The sequence below is a fragment of the Bacteroides sp. RCH18 genome, from assembly GCF_058231005.1.
Map to the genome: position 1 here is coordinate 3,292,207 of NZ_JBIPTC010000001.1, position 16,748 is coordinate 3,308,954.

At 48.4% G+C, this 16,748-nt stretch carries 11 protein-coding genes; 9 read left to right on the top strand and 2 right to left on the bottom strand.

The features are described from left to right. Positions 1-76: 76 nt before the first annotated feature. The 7 genes from ACHLI0_RS12965 to ACHLI0_RS12995 all read left to right on the top strand — a co-directional run bounded on the left by ACHLI0_RS12965 (position 77) and on the right by ACHLI0_RS12995 (position 10,818). On the top strand, positions 77-3,328 hold the full coding sequence (locus ACHLI0_RS12965) for a SusC/RagA family TonB-linked outer membrane protein (RefSeq protein WP_490749328.1): 3,252 nt from the start codon (positions 77-79) through the stop codon (positions 3,326-3,328). Positions 3,329-3,343: 15 nt separating this feature from the next. Next, the gene (locus ACHLI0_RS12970) at positions 3,344-4,891 is read left to right on the top strand and encodes a SusD/RagB family nutrient-binding outer membrane lipoprotein (protein WP_055218977.1); all 1,548 of its coding nucleotides are present in this window, start codon (positions 3,344-3,346) and stop codon (positions 4,889-4,891) included. A 29-nt stretch (positions 4,892-4,920) separates the two neighbouring features. Continuing rightward, positions 4,921-5,853: a glycoside hydrolase family 18 gene (locus tag ACHLI0_RS12975; RefSeq protein ID WP_490749329.1), complete on the top strand. Its 933-nt coding sequence runs from the start codon at positions 4,921-4,923 to the stop codon at positions 5,851-5,853. Between the two features lie 13 nt (positions 5,854-5,866). After that, positions 5,867-7,024: a DUF1735 and LamG domain-containing protein gene (locus tag ACHLI0_RS12980; protein ID WP_413555116.1), complete on the top strand. Its 1,158-nt coding sequence runs from the start codon at positions 5,867-5,869 to the stop codon at positions 7,022-7,024. 120 nt (positions 7,025-7,144) lie between these two features. Beyond that, positions 7,145-8,629 carry a sulfatase family protein gene (locus tag ACHLI0_RS12985; protein WP_490749330.1) on the top strand — a complete coding sequence of 495 codons (1,485 nt, stop codon included), beginning with the start codon at positions 7,145-7,147 and terminating at the stop codon, positions 8,627-8,629. Next, a complete protein-coding gene (locus ACHLI0_RS12990) occupies positions 8,622-10,178 on the top strand; it encodes a sulfatase family protein (RefSeq protein ID WP_490749331.1) in 1,557 nt (518 codons plus the stop codon). The genes ACHLI0_RS12985 and ACHLI0_RS12990 overlap by 8 nt, the downstream gene beginning before the upstream one ends. A gap of 403 nt (positions 10,179-10,581) precedes the next feature. Then, positions 10,582-10,818, top strand: coding sequence for a hypothetical protein (locus tag ACHLI0_RS12995; RefSeq protein WP_490749332.1), 237 nt, complete (start codon positions 10,582-10,584; stop codon positions 10,816-10,818). 185 nt (positions 10,819-11,003) lie between these two features. On the opposite strand, the gene ACHLI0_RS13000 is transcribed toward ACHLI0_RS12995, so the two are convergent. Together ACHLI0_RS13000 and ACHLI0_RS13005 are read right to left on the bottom strand one after the other, a co-directional pair. Further along, positions 11,004-13,451: a glycoside hydrolase family 20 protein gene (locus tag ACHLI0_RS13000; protein ID WP_490749333.1), complete on the bottom strand. Its 2,448-nt coding sequence runs from the start codon at positions 13,449-13,451 to the stop codon at positions 11,004-11,006. Positions 13,452-13,467: 16 nt separating this feature from the next. Next, positions 13,468-14,883, bottom strand: coding sequence for a sulfatase family protein (locus ACHLI0_RS13005; protein ID WP_055218987.1), 1,416 nt, complete (start codon positions 14,881-14,883; stop codon positions 13,468-13,470). A gap of 154 nt (positions 14,884-15,037) precedes the next feature. On the opposite strand from ACHLI0_RS13005, the gene ACHLI0_RS13010 reads away from it, so the two are divergent. Next, positions 15,038-15,913 (top strand): helix-turn-helix domain-containing protein, encoded by an 876-nt coding sequence (locus ACHLI0_RS13010; RefSeq protein ID WP_490749582.1) that lies wholly within the window; start codon positions 15,038-15,040, stop codon positions 15,911-15,913. Positions 15,914-16,033: 120 nt separating this feature from the next. Beyond that, positions 16,034-16,738, top strand: coding sequence for a succinate dehydrogenase/fumarate reductase cytochrome b subunit (locus ACHLI0_RS13015; protein WP_008761733.1), 705 nt, complete (start codon positions 16,034-16,036; stop codon positions 16,736-16,738). Positions 16,739-16,748 lie beyond the last annotated feature (10 nt).

Consider the following 16,748-nt stretch of genomic DNA (forward strand, 5'->3'; position numbering starts at 1 on the left):
AAACTTAAGAAAGTACCAAATTTCTTATCAAAAATGTTGCCACACTTCCATGAAAGAGCTTAAAAAAAGCATCTGTATGGCAATATTACTTTTAATGATCCCCTGTTTTGCCTTCGCGCAGACTACAAAGCGAGACATCAAGCTAGATTTCACAAATACTTCCATAACCAAGATTATCGAGAGTATTGAAAAACAAAGCGGATATTCTTTCTTTTACAACAACGACATCAACACCAGTCAGAAGACGTCAATAAAGATGACTTCCAGTGACATCAATCAAATCGTAGGTACGCTGTTGAAAAACACATCCATTGACTACCGGATTGCCGATAAACGCATTGTGTTGTTTCTCAAGAAAACAGCCGATGAACAGAAAAAAGCCTATACCGTCACCGGAGTAATAAATGATGCATCCGGTCCGGTGATCGGTGCCTCTATCGCAACCAAAAGCGGACAGGGAACGATTACTTCCATCGATGGTGATTTCCGTTTGAGTAATGTACATATCGGTGATGTGCTGACTATATCTTATGTCGGTTACCAGACACAGAATATCGTATTCAACGGTCAGGCAAAGCTGAACATCACATTGAACGAAGCAGCTACCGAACTGGATCAGGTGGTAGTCACCGCCCTAGGTATCAAACGTTCGGAAAAGGCGCTGAGCTACAATGTGCAGCAGTTAAGTTCCGATGATATCACTACCGTGAAAGACCCGAACTTCATGAACTCACTGAACGGTAAGGTAGCAGGTGTGACCATCAACTCTTCCGCCTCAGGCGCAGGAGCGGCGACCCGTGTGGTAATGCGTGGTGTGAAGTCAATCACCAAATCGAACAATGCACTTTATGTGATCGACGGTATTCCTATGTTCAACGTTGTGAACGAAGGAGGCGATGCCGGTATCACCGCCGACCAGCCCGGTAGTGACGCCGTGGCGGATATCAATCCGGAAGATATCGAATCAATCAATATGCTGACAGGTCCCGCCGCAGCCGCGCTTTACGGTAATGCCGCCGCTTCGGGTGTGGTACTGATCAATACAAAAAAAGGTACTCAGGACAAGACAAGTTTCAGTGTTTCGAGCAGTACGACTTTCTCCAACCCTACCATGTTGCCCAAAATGCAAAGCAAATACGGCAACAGGGACAATGAGTTCGCAAGCTGGGGAGACATCGTAAACAGCAACTACGACCCTGCCAAGTTTTTCCGTACCGGAGTCAACACGATTAACTCTGTTTCAATGTCAACCGGTACGTCCAAGAACCAGACGTACGTATCTGTATCGGCAACCAATTCGACAGGTATCCTGCCCAATAACAAGTATGACCGATATAATGTCTCCGGACGCAATACCGCAAATTTCCTGAACGACAAACTAGTACTGGACTTCGGTGCCAACCTGATTTTTCAGAACGACAGGAACATGACGGCTCAGGGACGTTATTTCAACCCGATACCTGCCTTGTACCTGTTCCCACGCAGCGGTAACTTTGACGCTATCCGTATGTATGAAACGTATAATACCGGTCTGGGCATCTACAAGCAATACTGGCCTTACGACACACAGAGTATGGAATTGCAGAACCCGTACTGGACCGCTCACCGCATGGTACGCGAGAATACCAAAAAGCGTTTCATGACGAATGCCTCCCTGAAGTGGAACATCATGGACGGCATCGACATCACCGGACGTCTGAAATATGACAAAACCGATATGCGCTCTACCGACAAACGGTACGCATCCACTATCGAGCAGTTTGCCAGCGAATACGGAGGTTATTATGACATTCGCAAGGCGTACAGCAGTTTCTACGGTGACATTATGCTGAACATCAACAAGACGTTCAATGACAATATGTGGTCGTTCAATGCCAATATCGGTACTTCCATCAATGACCAGCGTGAAGAGCAGATCGGTCACGGAGGTAATCTGAGCGGTATCTACAATTTCTTTGCCGTACACAATATAGACACATCCGCCAAATACAGAAGAATACAGTCCGGATATATCCAGCAGTCGCAGGGTGTCTTCGTGAATGCCGAAGTAGGCTATAAGAGCATGCTTTATCTGACGGCGACCGGCCGTAATGACTGGGAATCGCAGCTTGCTTTCTCCGAGGCTTCGTCCTTCTTCTATCCGTCTGTAGGTATGTCCGCCGTTGTTTCGAGTATGGCGAAACTGCCGGAATGGATTTCTTTCCTGAAAGTACGCGGTTCGTATACGGAAGTAGGTAGCTCCTTCGAGCGTTTCATCACCCGTCCGTCTTACCAGTTCAATACTGCTTCCGGTAGCTGGAACTCAACAACGATCTATCCGGCACGCAACCTGAAACCGGAAAAGACTCGTTCGTGGGAACTGGGTATCAACTCCAAATGGCTGAACAACCGGCTTTCATTCGACCTGACCTACTACCGGTCGAACACGATCAACCAGACGTTTACGGCAGACCTTTCCATCTCGTCCGGATATTCCAAAGCGTATATCCAGAGTGGTAGTATCCGCAATGAAGGTATCGAGCTGGCTTTGGGATACAGTGATAAATGGGGGGCTTTCCCCTGGGACAGCAACCTTACATTCTCCTGCAATAACAACGAGATCATGAAACTGACAGAAGGAGCCACCAACCCGATGACCGGAGAACCTATCAATAAGGATAATTACGATATGGGGCAGCTGGGTAATCTCGACGCACGTGTGAAGCTGTACAAGGGCGGTTCTATCGGTGATGTATATGCCACACACCGTATCAAGAGAGATGGCAACGGACATATCTTCGTTTCACAGGACGGAGACATCGAAATTGAATCTGTCGACGAATTCAAGCTGGGCTCTATCCTGCCGAAAGCAAATATGGGCTGGAGCAACAACTTCTCATACAAGGGCATCAATCTGGGAGTCACACTGACCGCCCGTTTCGGAGGTATCGCTCTGTCCGGTACTCAAAGCGTACTCGACCAGTACGGAGTTTCGCAGAAAACTGCCGACTATCGTGACGCAGGAGGCATCGCTGCCAACTATGGATATATCGATACGGAAAAATACTTCGATACCGTCAAAGGTTATGCCGCTTATTATACTTACAGCGCTACCAACATACGTCTGGCAGAACTGAACCTGAGCTATACACTGCCGAAAGAATGGTTCCGTGACAAGCTGAGAATGACCGTCGGACTGGTAGGAAAGAACCTGTGGATGATCTACTGCAAAGCTCCTTTCGATCCGGAAGCTACCGCCTCCACCCAATCGAACTATTACCAGAGCTATGACTACTTTATGCAGCCTACTACTCGCAATATCGGCTTTAGCGTAAAACTTAACTTCTAAAAACAACATTGAATTATGAAGAAAGTAACCCAATCTATATGCTTTGCATTATTAGCACTTCTTTTGTGCAACTGTACAGCAAAGTTCGAAGAATTTAATTCAAATCCGTACGAACCGACGGAGCTGAATCCCCGTCTGTTATTCTCGCAATTAATCACATGTATGTCATCCACCGAAGAGAATCCGGCACAGCGTAACATTACGTTCTGGGCAGGTCCTTTCGGCGGCATGCTGACTCCCTCCAGCAGCTGGAGCCGGTCACAGCACTTCTATACTTATAATGTAGACGACAGCTGGAACAAATGGTCTGTCAACTGGTACTTCGAAAAGTTCTACCCGAACTATTTCTCCATCGAGCGCTTCACTAATGCGTCGGGACACTACTATGCACTGGCCAAGATCATGCGGGTACATATCATGCAGATTATCGCCTCCATGCAGGGTCCTCTCCCTTATAGCAAAATCGAGAGCGGACAGTACAGCGTAGGCTATGACGACGAAGAGACAGCCTGGAAAGCGATGGTCAGCGATTTGGATTACAGCATCGAGACACTGACGTCACTGATGAACTCCGAACCGGGATTCAACCAGCTGACAACGGAAGACCGCATCTACGGCGGTGATTACAAGAAATGGATCAAATTTGCCAATTCATTGAAACTGCGTATTGCCATCCGTATCAGTAACGCAGCTCCCAAGTATGCGCAAGAGATCGCAGAGAAAGCGGTATCACACCCATACGGTGTAATGACCAGCAATGCCGACGACGCCTACGACAATCTGGAAGGAACCAACTACAAGAATGGTCTGGCCAGTGTCAACTCCTGGGGTGAAGTCCGCGCCAATGCTTGTGTCGTTTCCTTTATGAACGGATACGAAGACCCGCGCCGCGACGCTTACTTTACTAAAGTGAAGATAGCCAATCAAGAAGGTTTCTACGGTGTGCGCTCCGGTATCAGAGGTATCTCGACCAGTATGTTCTCCAACTACTCTACCGTCAAAGTAGAGACGAAAAGTCCGATGCTTATTTTCAATGCGTCTGAAGTAGCTTTCTTATGTGCGGAAGGCGCGCTAAAGAAGTGGACAATGGGTAAAACGGCTAAGGAATTCTACGAAGAAGGTATCCGCCTGTCATTTGCAGAACGGGGTGTTTCCGGTGCCGACGCTTACATCTCCAACGCTACCCGCAAACCGGCAGATTATGTTTGCCCGACGAATGCGGCTTACAACTACTCCAACCCCTCTAAAGTGACCGTCGCCTGGAATGAAAGCGCATCGGATAATGAGAAACTGGAACGTATCCTGACACAGAAGATGATTGCCAACTTCCCGATTGGAAACGAGACATGGGCAGACTTCCGCCGTACCGGCTATCCGGCCGTATTCCCTGCATACAATAACCTTTCGACTCAGGGAGTGACCGACGAGCGCCAACAACGCCGTCTCCGTTTCTCTGAAGACGAATACCAAAGCAACGAGGAAAATGTGAAAGAAGCGGTCAGCTTTCTGTCAAACGGACAGGATACGGATGCCACAGACTTATGGTGGGCAAAAAAGAATTAATTTAATTAACTGCTAAAAACAGAAACAGTATGAAAAAAATATTCAATATACTAATCATCGCATTCATAGCTTTCAGTTATTTCAGCTGTGATGACTGGACCGAGATAGAGGCTAAGAACTTCGAACCGGAACCGCTGTCCGAAGAGTACTACGCCGCACTGAGAGCATACAAGAAAAGCGATCATCCGCTTGCGTTCGGCTGGTTTGGAAGCTGGGGTATGCAAGGTGCCTCTTCCTTATACTACAGTCTGAAAAGTGTGCCCGACAGCGTGGATATTATTTCCATCTGGGGACCTTATGCCAATTTAACCCAGTTCCAGATAGATGAGATGAAATACGTTCAGGAAGTATTGGGTACGCGGGTTACATTTACTGTGTTCTCGCACAACATGAGCAATCTTCCGGGCGGCTTTGCCAACAAAGCGGAGAATATTCCTGCCGTGGCGAAAGCCATAGCAGATACTATCCACAAATATGGCTATGACGGAATCGACTTCGACCATGAATGTGGTAGTACAGACTTATTCTACAATCAGGATAACATGACTGCCTTATTGAGAGAAGTGCGCCAGAACATCGGACCGGACAAGTTGATTCTGGTGGATGGATTCGTATACCTCATCACAGAGGAAGGATGGAAATATGCCGACTACGGAGTGGCACAATCGTACGGAGCGTACTCACCGGACAGGTTGCAGGAAAGTTTTGACAATCTGAGGAACCGGCTTCCGTCCAACCGCTTTATCATCACAGAAAACTTCGAAAAGTATTATGCTAATGGGGGAGTCAACTACACCCATCCGGAGTTCGGGGTTATCCGGTCACTGGCCGGAATGGCTTACTGGAATCCGACAGAGGGCCGTAAAGGAGGGATAGGAACTTTCCACATGGAATACGAGTATGGCCTTGGCTACAAGTACTTGCGCGAAGCTATCCAAATCATGAATCCTGCTAAAAAATAATAAGTATAAAGTTATGAAGAAGAACAGATTATATACACTATTTATCGGAATAACACTTCTTGCCACCATCATCGGTTGCAAGGAAGAGTATACCCCGATTGGCAACCGACTCTATATCAGCGAAGCAGCCAGCGAAGCTGCCAAGAAGGTTTCTGTGAGCGTAGGAGTGAATACCCAGACCTCATTTACGGTACGTACGGGTGATAAAGTGTCGCAAGACTTACACGCAACGCTCGTGATCGACCCCAGCATACTGGATGAATACAACGAAAAGAATAAAACTTCTTATACCGTATTGCCTGACGAGAACCTTAAATGGGACAAGAACATCGTCATTCCGAGCGGAAAGGCGGAAGCCGAGCCGACCTCTGTAGTCATTACCCCGTACAGTGCGGAAGAAGGAGTAAGATATGCAATCCCTGTCAGAGTGGTGGGTGACGGAAGCGTTGCAGAAGAAAAAGTCTTCTCGAAATATATATTGCTGCTGGACAAACCTTGGGTACAGTCTACTCCATATATGAAGATGAGGTCTAAGGACAACTCGTTCGTTTGCGAACCGATTGATACGGAATGGAATCTTCCGTTGGACAACTTCACCGTAGAGTTCTGGTTCTGGATGAATGGTTTCGATGTCAACAACCAGTCTGTGATCGATTGTGACGCATTCTATATCCGACTCGGAAATACGCAGATGATTACCAGTGCCCAGATGCAGATCAATATCTGGACTGTGGGCGGCAGCAACAATAAATGTTACCTCACCGCATTTACTTTCCAGAAGAATACATGGACGCACGTAGCCATTTCTTATGACTCTGAAGCCTCGAAATGTATTTTCTACATCAACGGAAGCAAAGCGGGTGAAGCAGACGCTACCGGTGGAGCAGCCAAACCGTTGCAGAGGTTCGCATTCTCCACTACCGACAACGGCTATTCCAAAAATGACCGTATGATGGGACAGCTCCGCCTATGGAACAAAGTATTGTCACAAGCCGAAATACAGGCCAATATGTCCGGTCCTATGGCAGTTCATCCTAATATGGTAGGATACTGGAAGATGGATGAAGGTCAGGGAAATATACTCTATGACGCAACTGCCAACAAGCATCATGCTAAACCGAAGGGAGACGGAGGTTTTGAATGGAGACACGACCAGTGCTTTATGCCATAAATTTAAAGTTATGACCGATTACAGGTTCAAACAATAGGAATTATTCATTATATTTGGGGCTGTCTCCTTGCATTGACAATGAAAGGGAGGCAGCCTTACTTGTACATAAATCTTATAATCATGATAAAATCCCCCGGTTATTTTATAAAACTATCACTGACACTTGCCCCTCTGGCCGCCGGATGCCAGTCGAATACGGAAAGCACACCCGGTCAGCCCAACGTATTATTCATCCTCACGGATGATATGCAAGCCTCTTCCATCCATGCGCTGGGCAACGAAGACGTACATACACCCGCCATCGACAGCCTCATCGCCGAAGGCGTCACCTTTACCAATACATACACCAACGGCGCCCTGTGCGGAGCGCTGTCCATGCCCAGCCGTGCCATGCTGATGACCGGTCGCGGACTATACGATATTCAGGCAGACGGAATGAAGATTCCCGAAGCGCATACCACCTTCCCGCAACAATTCCGAAAGCACGGCTACCGCACCTTCGCCACAGGCAAGTGGCATTCGGACAAGGCTTCCTTTAACCGTTCCTTTCAGGAAGGCGATAATATCTATTTCGGAGGTATGCACCCTTACGAGCTGAACGGACACTGTTCGCCTCATCTCAACCGCTACGACTCCACCGGCGTATACGGGAAGGAGACGGAATTTACAGGAGAAGAGTTTTCTTCGAAGATGTATGCCGATGCCGCCATCCGCTTCCTGCAGTCACAGAAAGACGGGCAACAGCCTTTCCTTGCCTACGTCGCCTTTACTTCTCCGCACGATCCGCGCAATCAGCTCCCTGCCTATGGACAAAAGTACAGTCCGGAGACACTCGGACTGCCGGCTAACTTCCTTCCTCAACACCCGTTCGACAACGGTGAGATGGATGTACGCGACGAATTATTAGTACCCGCTCCACGAACAGGCGAACAGGTACAGAAGGAGCTTGCCGATTATTACGGCATGATCAGCGAAGTAGACGTGCAGATAGGGCGTGTGCTGCAGGCATTGAAGGAAACAGGGCAAGCGGACAATACAATCATCGTCTTTGCCTCCGACAACGGTCTGGCAGTGGGACGTCACGGATTGCTGGGGAAGCAGAACCTGTACGATCATAGTGTGAAAGTACCTCTTACGCTCATTGCACCCAACTACAAAGCGCAAAAAGGAAAAAAGAATCGTGCACTCTGTTATCTGCACGACATCGCTCCGACACTTTGCGAACTGGCACACATCCCTTTGCCCGAAAGCATGACGGCACAATCCCTCTCTCAAGTACTGGATGACTCTGCCGCCATCCACCGCAGCGACCTGTTCCTCGCTTACTCCAACTTGCAACGGGCATTCGTCAGCGAACATCACAAGTATATTATCTATAATGTAGGAGGTACTATCACCGAACAGTTGTTCGACCTTCAGCAAGACCCGCTGGAACAGCATAATCTGTTGCCCGGTCAGGAGAAGACGGCACGCAGCCTGAAAGACCAACTGGCCTTCCGCATGAAAGAAGAAAAAGACTTCTGCAACTTGTCCGATCCGCAGTGGTGGCAGGACGGACACAAACTGACATTTGAAGAAATGCAACATCTATACGTATATGAATAAACTCGTACTTACCGGTCTGCTGGCAGCCGGAGCCATGACACACCTGCAAGGCGCTCAACCTGCCGGACAACGCCCCAACATTCTTTTTATCCTGAGTGACGACCACACCTCCCAAGCCTGGGGCATCTATGGCGGAGTACTGGCAGAATATGCTCACAATGCCAACATCCGCCGACTGGCAAACGAAGGGGTAGTGCTCGACAACTGTTTCTGCACCAACTCTATCTCAGCGCCCAGCCGCGCCAGTATCCTCACCGGACTATACAGTCACCGGAACGGACTGTATACCCTTGCGGACTCACTGGACACCTCCATCCCCACCCTCGCAAAGTTACTGCAAGCCAACGGATACCACACCGGGCTCGTCGGCAAATGGCACATCCAGTCGCAGCCGCAAGGATTCGACTACTACTCCATCTTCTACGATCAAGGCGAATACCGTGACCCGACTTTCATAGAGAGCACCGACCCGTGGCCCGGCAACCGCCGGTTCGGCGAACGGGTGCTCGGCTTCTCCACCGACCTCGTCACCGAGAAAGCCATCCGATGGATGAAACAGCAGGACGGCAACCAGCCCTTCCTGATGTGCTGCCATTTCAAGGCAACGCACGAACCCTACGACTACCCGATACGCATGGAGCATCTCTACGACGGTGTCACCTTCCCCGAACCCGAAAACCTGCTGGACTGGGGACCGGAAACCAACGGCCGTTCTTTCAAAGGACAGACACTGGAAGAACTGGAACGCCGCTGGCGCATCGCATCACAGGACCCCGACAAGTGGTGGTGCCGCTACCCCGGACTGCCGTTCAGCACCGAAGGGATGCAACGGACGGCCGCCAGACGTGCTTCCTACCAAAAGTTTATCCGTGACTACCTCCGTTGCGGCGCTACCGTCGACGACAACATCGGCAAACTCCTGAACGCTCTGGACGAAATGAATATCGCCGACAATACCATCGTCATCTACGTCTCCGACCAAGGCTATTTCCTAGGCGAACACGGCTTCTTCGACAAACGGATGTTTTATGAAGAATCGGCTCGTATGCCTTTCGTTATCCGTTATCCGAAGAAGGTCCCCGCAGGAAAACGCCTGGATGATCTGATACTGAATGTCGATTTTGCACCGACGCTGGCAGAATTTGCCGGAGTAAAGATGGAGAATGTACAAGGAGACAGCTTCGTCAGCAACCTGGAAGGCAACACGCCGACCGACTGGCGAAAAGAAATCTACTATCGCTACTGGACCAATCACGCTATTCGTCCCGCGCACTTCGCCATCCGGTCAGACCGTTACAAGCTGATCTTCTATTATGCCCGAAATCTGGACATGACTGATACAGAGAACTTTGACTTTACTCCGTCATGGGACTTCTATGACTTGCAGAACGATCCGCACGAGAATCATAATGCATACAACGATCCGAAATATGCACCTGTCATCAAACAGATGAAGAAGGACTTATTGAGACTTCGCAAAGAAGCCGGAGATACAGACGAGAAATATCCGGAAATGCAGGAACTGCTTGAAAAATACTATAATAAGTAAGTGACTGGTACGGAAACTGAACTGTCGCATTTATAAATTGAACTTAGGTTCAGCAAGTGCTACAAGTGAAAAAGATAGCAGTTTTGCCCTCATGCTCTCACTATTCGCATATATCCCTTTATTCATCGGCATTTCAAGCATTGCAGCAAGTATGGTTGCAGAGTGAGAGCAAGGGTTTGCCCTCACTTTGCCATCACGGCATATAGGTCATTCATCCTGCATTATACTTTGATTTACTGGGTATTAACATCTGACGTGTCAGCTATTAACGATTGTCATGTCAGCTATTAATAATTGAGAAATCAGGTATTAACAGCTGAGAAGTCATTCATTATTGACTGAAAAATGAGTTAATACCTTCTGAGTGGACAGGTCAATCGGAGCAACTAATGCGGTCAAGTGAATGGACTCTTGCGGTCAAGTGAGCGTGATCGACAGTTTATCCAAGAAGTTTCAAGGCATGAAACATTTTGTTTCACGCCTTGAAACACTTTGTTTCATTGCTTGGAACACTTTGTGCCAACGGTTGGAACTAATGCTGAAACTACTTATTACGAATATATCTTGTAAAGAAATTGGAGAAGGTGCCATGCAAGGAATGTTTCAAGAGTCAATAGTAGGATCATTGGGAGGGGATTAAAAAGTCGGTAGTATCTCGAATCTCCTCCTTCGGGAAGGAGGAGTACCCGTAGGGGGAGGTGGTAGGTGAATACATAACTATATCATTTACAATAAAATAGGAATACACATCATTTTACCTACCACCTCGGTCTTCGACCACTCCTCCTTCCCGAAGGAGGAGATTTAAGATACTACCGACTTTATTCAATTCACCCGTATCTCATCCACAAACAGGAAAGGCGGTTCGCCTTCACCGGAATGTCCTCTAGGCAAGCCTTTGAAGGGCTCTGCCACTACCTTTATATATCGTGCAGGCACGCTGTCAAAGGATAACCGGTTCAAGTCACTTCGCTTCTCTCCCATAGCATCCGTCGGCGCCTGATAGGTCTGCCGGGATACCATTTCATACTTTTCTCCATCCAGAGAAACAAATACGGAGATGGATTGCGGCCCCATGATCCATGCACTCAAATCGGTTAAAGCGGAAACTTCTACCGAAGAAACGTGCTGAAAAGATGCAAGATCAATCACTGCGACCAAGTCAGTAGTATAGTATCCTACCCACAGACCCGTATTATGAAAGTTTATACTTCGAATCCCGTCCACCAGCACTTTTCCGTCTTCTCCCTGATAGCGTTCGGAAGGAGGATTCAACAATTGGACGGGGCGGAAAGTCGCTTTATTGACCACCACTTCCTTCGTCAGTTCATCACTGGAAAGTCCGTTGGGCAGGTAGGAGACAGCTTTCAGCGTGCAACTTTCCTCCACCCGGAGCGGAACTGTATACAAAGAAGAAGATTTCGAAGGCTTACTGCCATCCAGCGTGTAATATATTTCCGTGTCGGGCAAACTTTCCATACTTATTTCGAGGCACTTATCATCGAAAGAATCCTCATGAACGAGTGTAGAAACAGTCTTGTACGCAGCAGAAATGGTAAAGAAATGAGGGGCATACCCGTAACCCAGTTGCCCGTAACAATTCAGCATGGCAGGCAAACGATGCAGGAAGCGGGCATAAGTCCCCCGTCTTTCCTCGCTCCATGCAGCTTCCGCAAAAGCAGCCAGACGGGGCAGCAGCATATAATCCAGCAGCTGATCGCTGTCAATGAACGAAGTCCACAGGCAAGCCTGCACACCCAATATCCTTTCTTTTTCCTGTGCTGTCAGTTCGGGAGAGAAGAAAGGAGTTTCGTAGACCTTCTTCATTTCTACCAGTCCGCCAGTGGCACGGGGTTCCTGTTCGGAGTTTATCGTCTGATAATGGTTCAGATACAAGTGAGAATCAGCCGACACAATCACCGAATGTCCTTTTCGGGCAGCAGTCGTGGCACGTCCCAGTCCACGCCATGACATGATGGTGATGTCCCGGCTCAGGCTATCGGAAAGTACCTCATCCCAGCCGATCATCCGCTTCCCTATACTCCGCAGATAATCCGCTATTTCTTCATTGAAAGTACTTTGCAGATATTCCTCAGCGGTATGTTTGTCTGTGTCCTTCAAGCCTTTGTCTCTGATAGCTTTCTGACACGCATCGCATTGGCTCCACCGTTCTTTCGGCACTTCGTCTCCTCCGATATGGATGAACGGCGCGGGGAACAAGGCGGCTATTTCCTTTAATACATCTTTCACAAAAGGAAGCGTAAAGTCATTGCCTACACACATCACATCTTTATGAACGCCGCCTACTTCCGTGGCTACTTCGTAAGAAGAGCCAAGGCAGCCCAGTTGCGGGTATGCCGCCAGTGCCGCCTGAGTATGTCCCGGCATGTCTATCTCCGGAATCACTGTTATATATCTCTCGGCAGCATAAGCCACCACTTCTTTGATCTCCTCCTGCGTGTAGAAACCGCCGTACTTATCTTCCCCTCTCCAAGCGCCAATCTTTGTCAGATCGGGATACTTTTTAATTTCGATTCTCCAGCCTTGGTCGTCTGTCAGATGCCAATGAAAATGATTCAGCCGATGGAAGGCCAGCAAATCAATGACTCTCTTTACCTGAGCGACCGAGAAGAAATGACGGCTCACATCCAGCATGGCTCCCCGATAAGACAGGGAAGGATAATCTTCCAGTTCCACCGGAGGAATATCCAGCGTCTTTGCCGATGACACCGCAATGGTTTGCTGCGTTTGTATCTGCTCCTTTTTTGTGCGCTCCGTCTGTATCTGTTCCGCCCCCGAAAGGATCAGCTGCCGCAACAACTGGACAGCATAAAAGACTCCCGCTCCGTCCGCTGCCTGAATCACTACACCGTACTTCCCGACGCTTAGCTTAAAGCCATCCTTCCGCATCCGTGAGTCACACTGAAAGCGGATCACATTATCTTCCGACGAAATGACAGGTTCCGACTCGGACGAACGGCACTCTTCAACGGGCAACCGGTAACCGGTCATCCCTTCCACATAGCCAGCCAGAAATTCCGCTGTCCGCTTCCATTGCACATGATCCTGCGGATAGACAATCTTTGTCCGGTCGTTTACCACAAACGGATCACCCTTCTTATCCACCACGGAAACAGGTTCGGGAATCAAATCACGATACGAAACCGCCCCCGCCGCACTTGCCATGAAAAAAGAAAGGAAACTCCACATCCACCACACACGCAATGATTTCCGAGCGAAACCAATGAAACAAGGCACACCGAATCCATCCATATCCCACCAATTGTATTTATTTAGCTGCCTTAACCGACTTACCCGCTTCTCTCCGCGCCTTTCCCTGACGTCCGGTCAGGTCGTCGCCAAGCTCGTCACGCCATACTTCCGCCTCTCTAGTCAGGTCCTTCACCACTTCCGGATGCTGACTGATAACGTTCACCCGTTCGCCCATATCCCGACGGAGGTCGTACAGTTCGCATTCCTTCACTTCACCTTCGCCCAGTTCTCCGGGCAGTCCGTCGTTCCCCGGCACTTGTCCATCATAAGACACATATTTGTGAGGGAACACCAATTTATATCTTCCGTCCGTAATCGCTTCCAAAGAGTTCTTATGATAATAGAAACAGAGATATTTGCGGGCCGCGATAGTGGGGTCTACCGTCAGCGTAGGCAGCATGCTCACTCCGTCTATCTTCAATTTTGGCATCTTCGCTCCCGAAATCTCCACTAAAGTAGGCAGAATATCGATATTGGAATACACATGATTGCAGACACTGGCAGGCTGAATCTTCCCTTTCCAATAAAAGAAGCAAGGTACACGCGTACCCCCGTTGAACGTATTAGCCTTCGCTTCACGCAATCCGCCGGACGAACCCGCATGATTTCCGTAATTAGCCCACGGCCCGTTGTCGGACGTGAGAATGACCAGCGTATTATCCTCTATTCCTTCCTCGCGGATGGTCCGCAAGATTTCCCCTATGCTCCAGTCCAGCTCCATCATCACGTCTCCGTACAGTCCCAGTTCGCTTTTCCCCTTAAACTTATCCGACACCGCCAGCGGAACATGCGGCATGGAATGCGCCAGATAGAGGAAGAACGGTTTATTCACATTCCGGTGGATGAAGTCAACCGCATAATTGGTATAATCGGTCGTCAGCTTTGTCTGATCCGTGTTATAACCGATAATGTCATTCCCTTTGATCAGAGGAAGGTCCGGAAACTTATATTGAGGATGGAAAGGCCACATATCGTTCGAGTAAGGCAATCCGTAATATTCGTCGAAGCCATGCTGGAGCGGAAGGAATTTCTTCTCGTCTCCCAGATGCCACTTGCCGAAAATAGCCGTAGCATATCCCTTATCACGAAGTAACTCCGCTATCGTCTCCTCCTGTTCGCTGATGCCATACGGCGAGCCCGGATTGAGCGCATAGGCGAAGCCGATACGGTTCGGATAACAGCCGGTCATCAGCCCCGCCCGCGAAGCGCCGCTGATAGGCTGCACGGCATAAAAGTTATTCATCGACATTCCGTTAGCGGCCATCCAGTCGATATGGGGAGTCTGATAACCGATCGCTCCGCGGCACGAGAAATCTCCGTTGCCCGAATCATCCAGATTGATCAGAATGATATTCGCAGGCTTTTGGGCCATAGCCCCGGAAGAAAACATAGCCACACCGGCCATACCCAATAATACGTTTTTGCTCTTCATAATATGATTGTGTTTTTAATGATAATATTCTACCCTGTCATAATAAAGACAATCATATCCCCGTTTCTGCTAAAACATAATGGAAGAAAGAATTTTATTTTCACAAAAAACGACTATCTTTGTCCCTGTAGATAACGATTCACGGATAAAACCCATGTCAAAAGACTCACTTTGTGCCCAACATACAGATTGCTCAGGATGTCCCAAAGCGATGGAAAGTACTCTTATTCACAGAAATCTGCTCAGAGGGCAGCATATTCCGAAGGATAAGTGCACGCAAAACTGTATGCTCTTCATGATCGAGGGCGAATTGCTGATCAACAGTGACGAACATCCCGGAACGACACTACACGAGAAACAGTTTATCCTGCAAGCCATCGGCTCAAAATACGAGATACTGGCACTGACGGACGTATCATACATCCTTTTCTGGTTCAACGAGCTGCCGCTGCTATGCGAAGACCGTTACCGTGAAATCATTGACCAGGCAGAAGGCCCGCTGACCTACACCCCAATGGTGATGAACCCGCGTCTGTTCTATCTCATCAACGACGTAGCCGCATACCTTGACGAATCGACACCCGCCTGCGGCAAATATATCGACCTGAAATGTCAGGAAATGGTGTATATGATCACCAATTACTATCCCCTGCCCCAGCTACGGGCCTTCTTCTACCCGATCAGCACCTATACGGAAAGTTTCCAATACTTTGTCATGCAGAATTACAGCAAAGTGAAGAACGTCGAAGAATTTGCACATCTGGGAGGCTATACCACCACCACTTTCCGCCGTCTCTTCCGAAACTTATACGGCGTGCCCGTCTACGAATGGATGCTGGAGAAAAAACGGGAAGGCATCCTCGAAGACCTCCAGCACTCTAAAATGCGGATTACGGAGATTTGCAACCGGTATGGTTTCGACTCGCTGTCCCACCTTGCACACTTCTGCAAAGACTCCTTCGGAGACACCCCGCGCGCCTTGCGCAAGAAAGCGGCCAATGGCGAAAAAATCGGAAAGATCACCGATTAAGGAATTATTTCTTTAATTCTTTGGTCAATCAATCTATTTCCCCTATTTTTGCAGTCTGTAAGAGGTGTAAAACGTCGAAATTTTAGTTCTAACAATTAAATAATTTAAATTCAATCATTTATGTGGTTAAGTAATTCATCTGTAGGAAGGAAAGTGGTGATGAGCGTTACCGGTATCGCCCTTGTCCTGTTTCTAACATTTCACATGGCGATGAACTTAGTTGCAATCATCTCGGCTGATGGTTACAACATGATTTGTGAATTCCTTGGAGCAAACTGGTATGCGCTGGTAGCTACCGCAGCACTGGCTGCTCTTTTCATTATTCACATCATCTACGCGTTCTGGCTGACAATGCAGAATCGCACAGCGCGCGGTAGCGAACGCTATGCAGTGGTCGACAAACCGAAAACTGTAGAGTGGGCTTCTCAAAACATGTTGGTGTTAGGCATTATCGTTATCGTAGGCCTCGGTTTGCACCTCTTCAACTTCTGGGCAAAAATGCAGTTGCCGGAACTGATGCACAACCTGGACATGCACGCTGATACACTGACGCTGGCTTATGCGGCAAACGGTGCATATCACATCCAGCAGACATTCTCTTGTCCGGTTTATGTAGTGCTCTACCTCATTTGGCTGTTTGCTTTGTGGTTCCACCTGACTCACGGTTTCTGGAGCTCCATGCAATCACTGGGATGGAACAACAAGGTATGGATCAATCGTTGGAAATGTATTTCTAACATCTACTCTACGATTGTAGTACTCGGTTTCGCACTCGTAGTAGTGGTATTCTTCGTGAAATCACTCCTTTGTGGCGGTGCTTGCTAAATAGTAAATT

Excerpts from the sequence above, each read along its gene's own strand:
- ACHLI0_RS13010 (WP_490749582.1), top strand. The coding sequence starts at position 15,038 with ATGTCAAAAGACTCACTTTGTGCCCAACATACAGATTGCTCAGGATGT.
- ACHLI0_RS12980 (WP_413555116.1), top strand. The coding sequence starts at position 5,867 with ATGAAGAAGAACAGATTATATACACTATTTATCGGAATAACACTTCTT.
- ACHLI0_RS12975 (WP_490749329.1), top strand. The coding sequence starts at position 4,921 with ATGAAAAAAATATTCAATATACTAATCATCGCATTCATAGCTTTCAGT.
- ACHLI0_RS12970 (WP_055218977.1), top strand. The coding sequence starts at position 3,344 with ATGAAGAAAGTAACCCAATCTATATGCTTTGCATTATTAGCACTTCTT.
- ACHLI0_RS13015 (WP_008761733.1), top strand. The coding sequence starts at position 16,034 with ATGTGGTTAAGTAATTCATCTGTAGGAAGGAAAGTGGTGATGAGCGTT.
- ACHLI0_RS12995 (WP_490749332.1), top strand. The coding sequence starts at position 10,582 with ATGGACTCTTGCGGTCAAGTGAGCGTGATCGACAGTTTATCCAAGAAG.
- ACHLI0_RS13000 (WP_490749333.1), bottom strand. The coding sequence starts at position 13,451 with ATGGATGGATTCGGTGTGCCTTGTTTCATTGGTTTCGCTCGGAAATCA.
- ACHLI0_RS12965 (WP_490749328.1), top strand. The coding sequence starts at position 77 with ATGGCAATATTACTTTTAATGATCCCCTGTTTTGCCTTCGCGCAGACT.
- ACHLI0_RS12990 (WP_490749331.1), top strand. The coding sequence starts at position 8,622 with ATGAATAAACTCGTACTTACCGGTCTGCTGGCAGCCGGAGCCATGACA.
- ACHLI0_RS13005 (WP_055218987.1), bottom strand. The coding sequence starts at position 14,883 with ATGAAGAGCAAAAACGTATTATTGGGTATGGCCGGTGTGGCTATGTTT.
- ACHLI0_RS12985 (WP_490749330.1), top strand. The coding sequence starts at position 7,145 with ATGATAAAATCCCCCGGTTATTTTATAAAACTATCACTGACACTTGCC.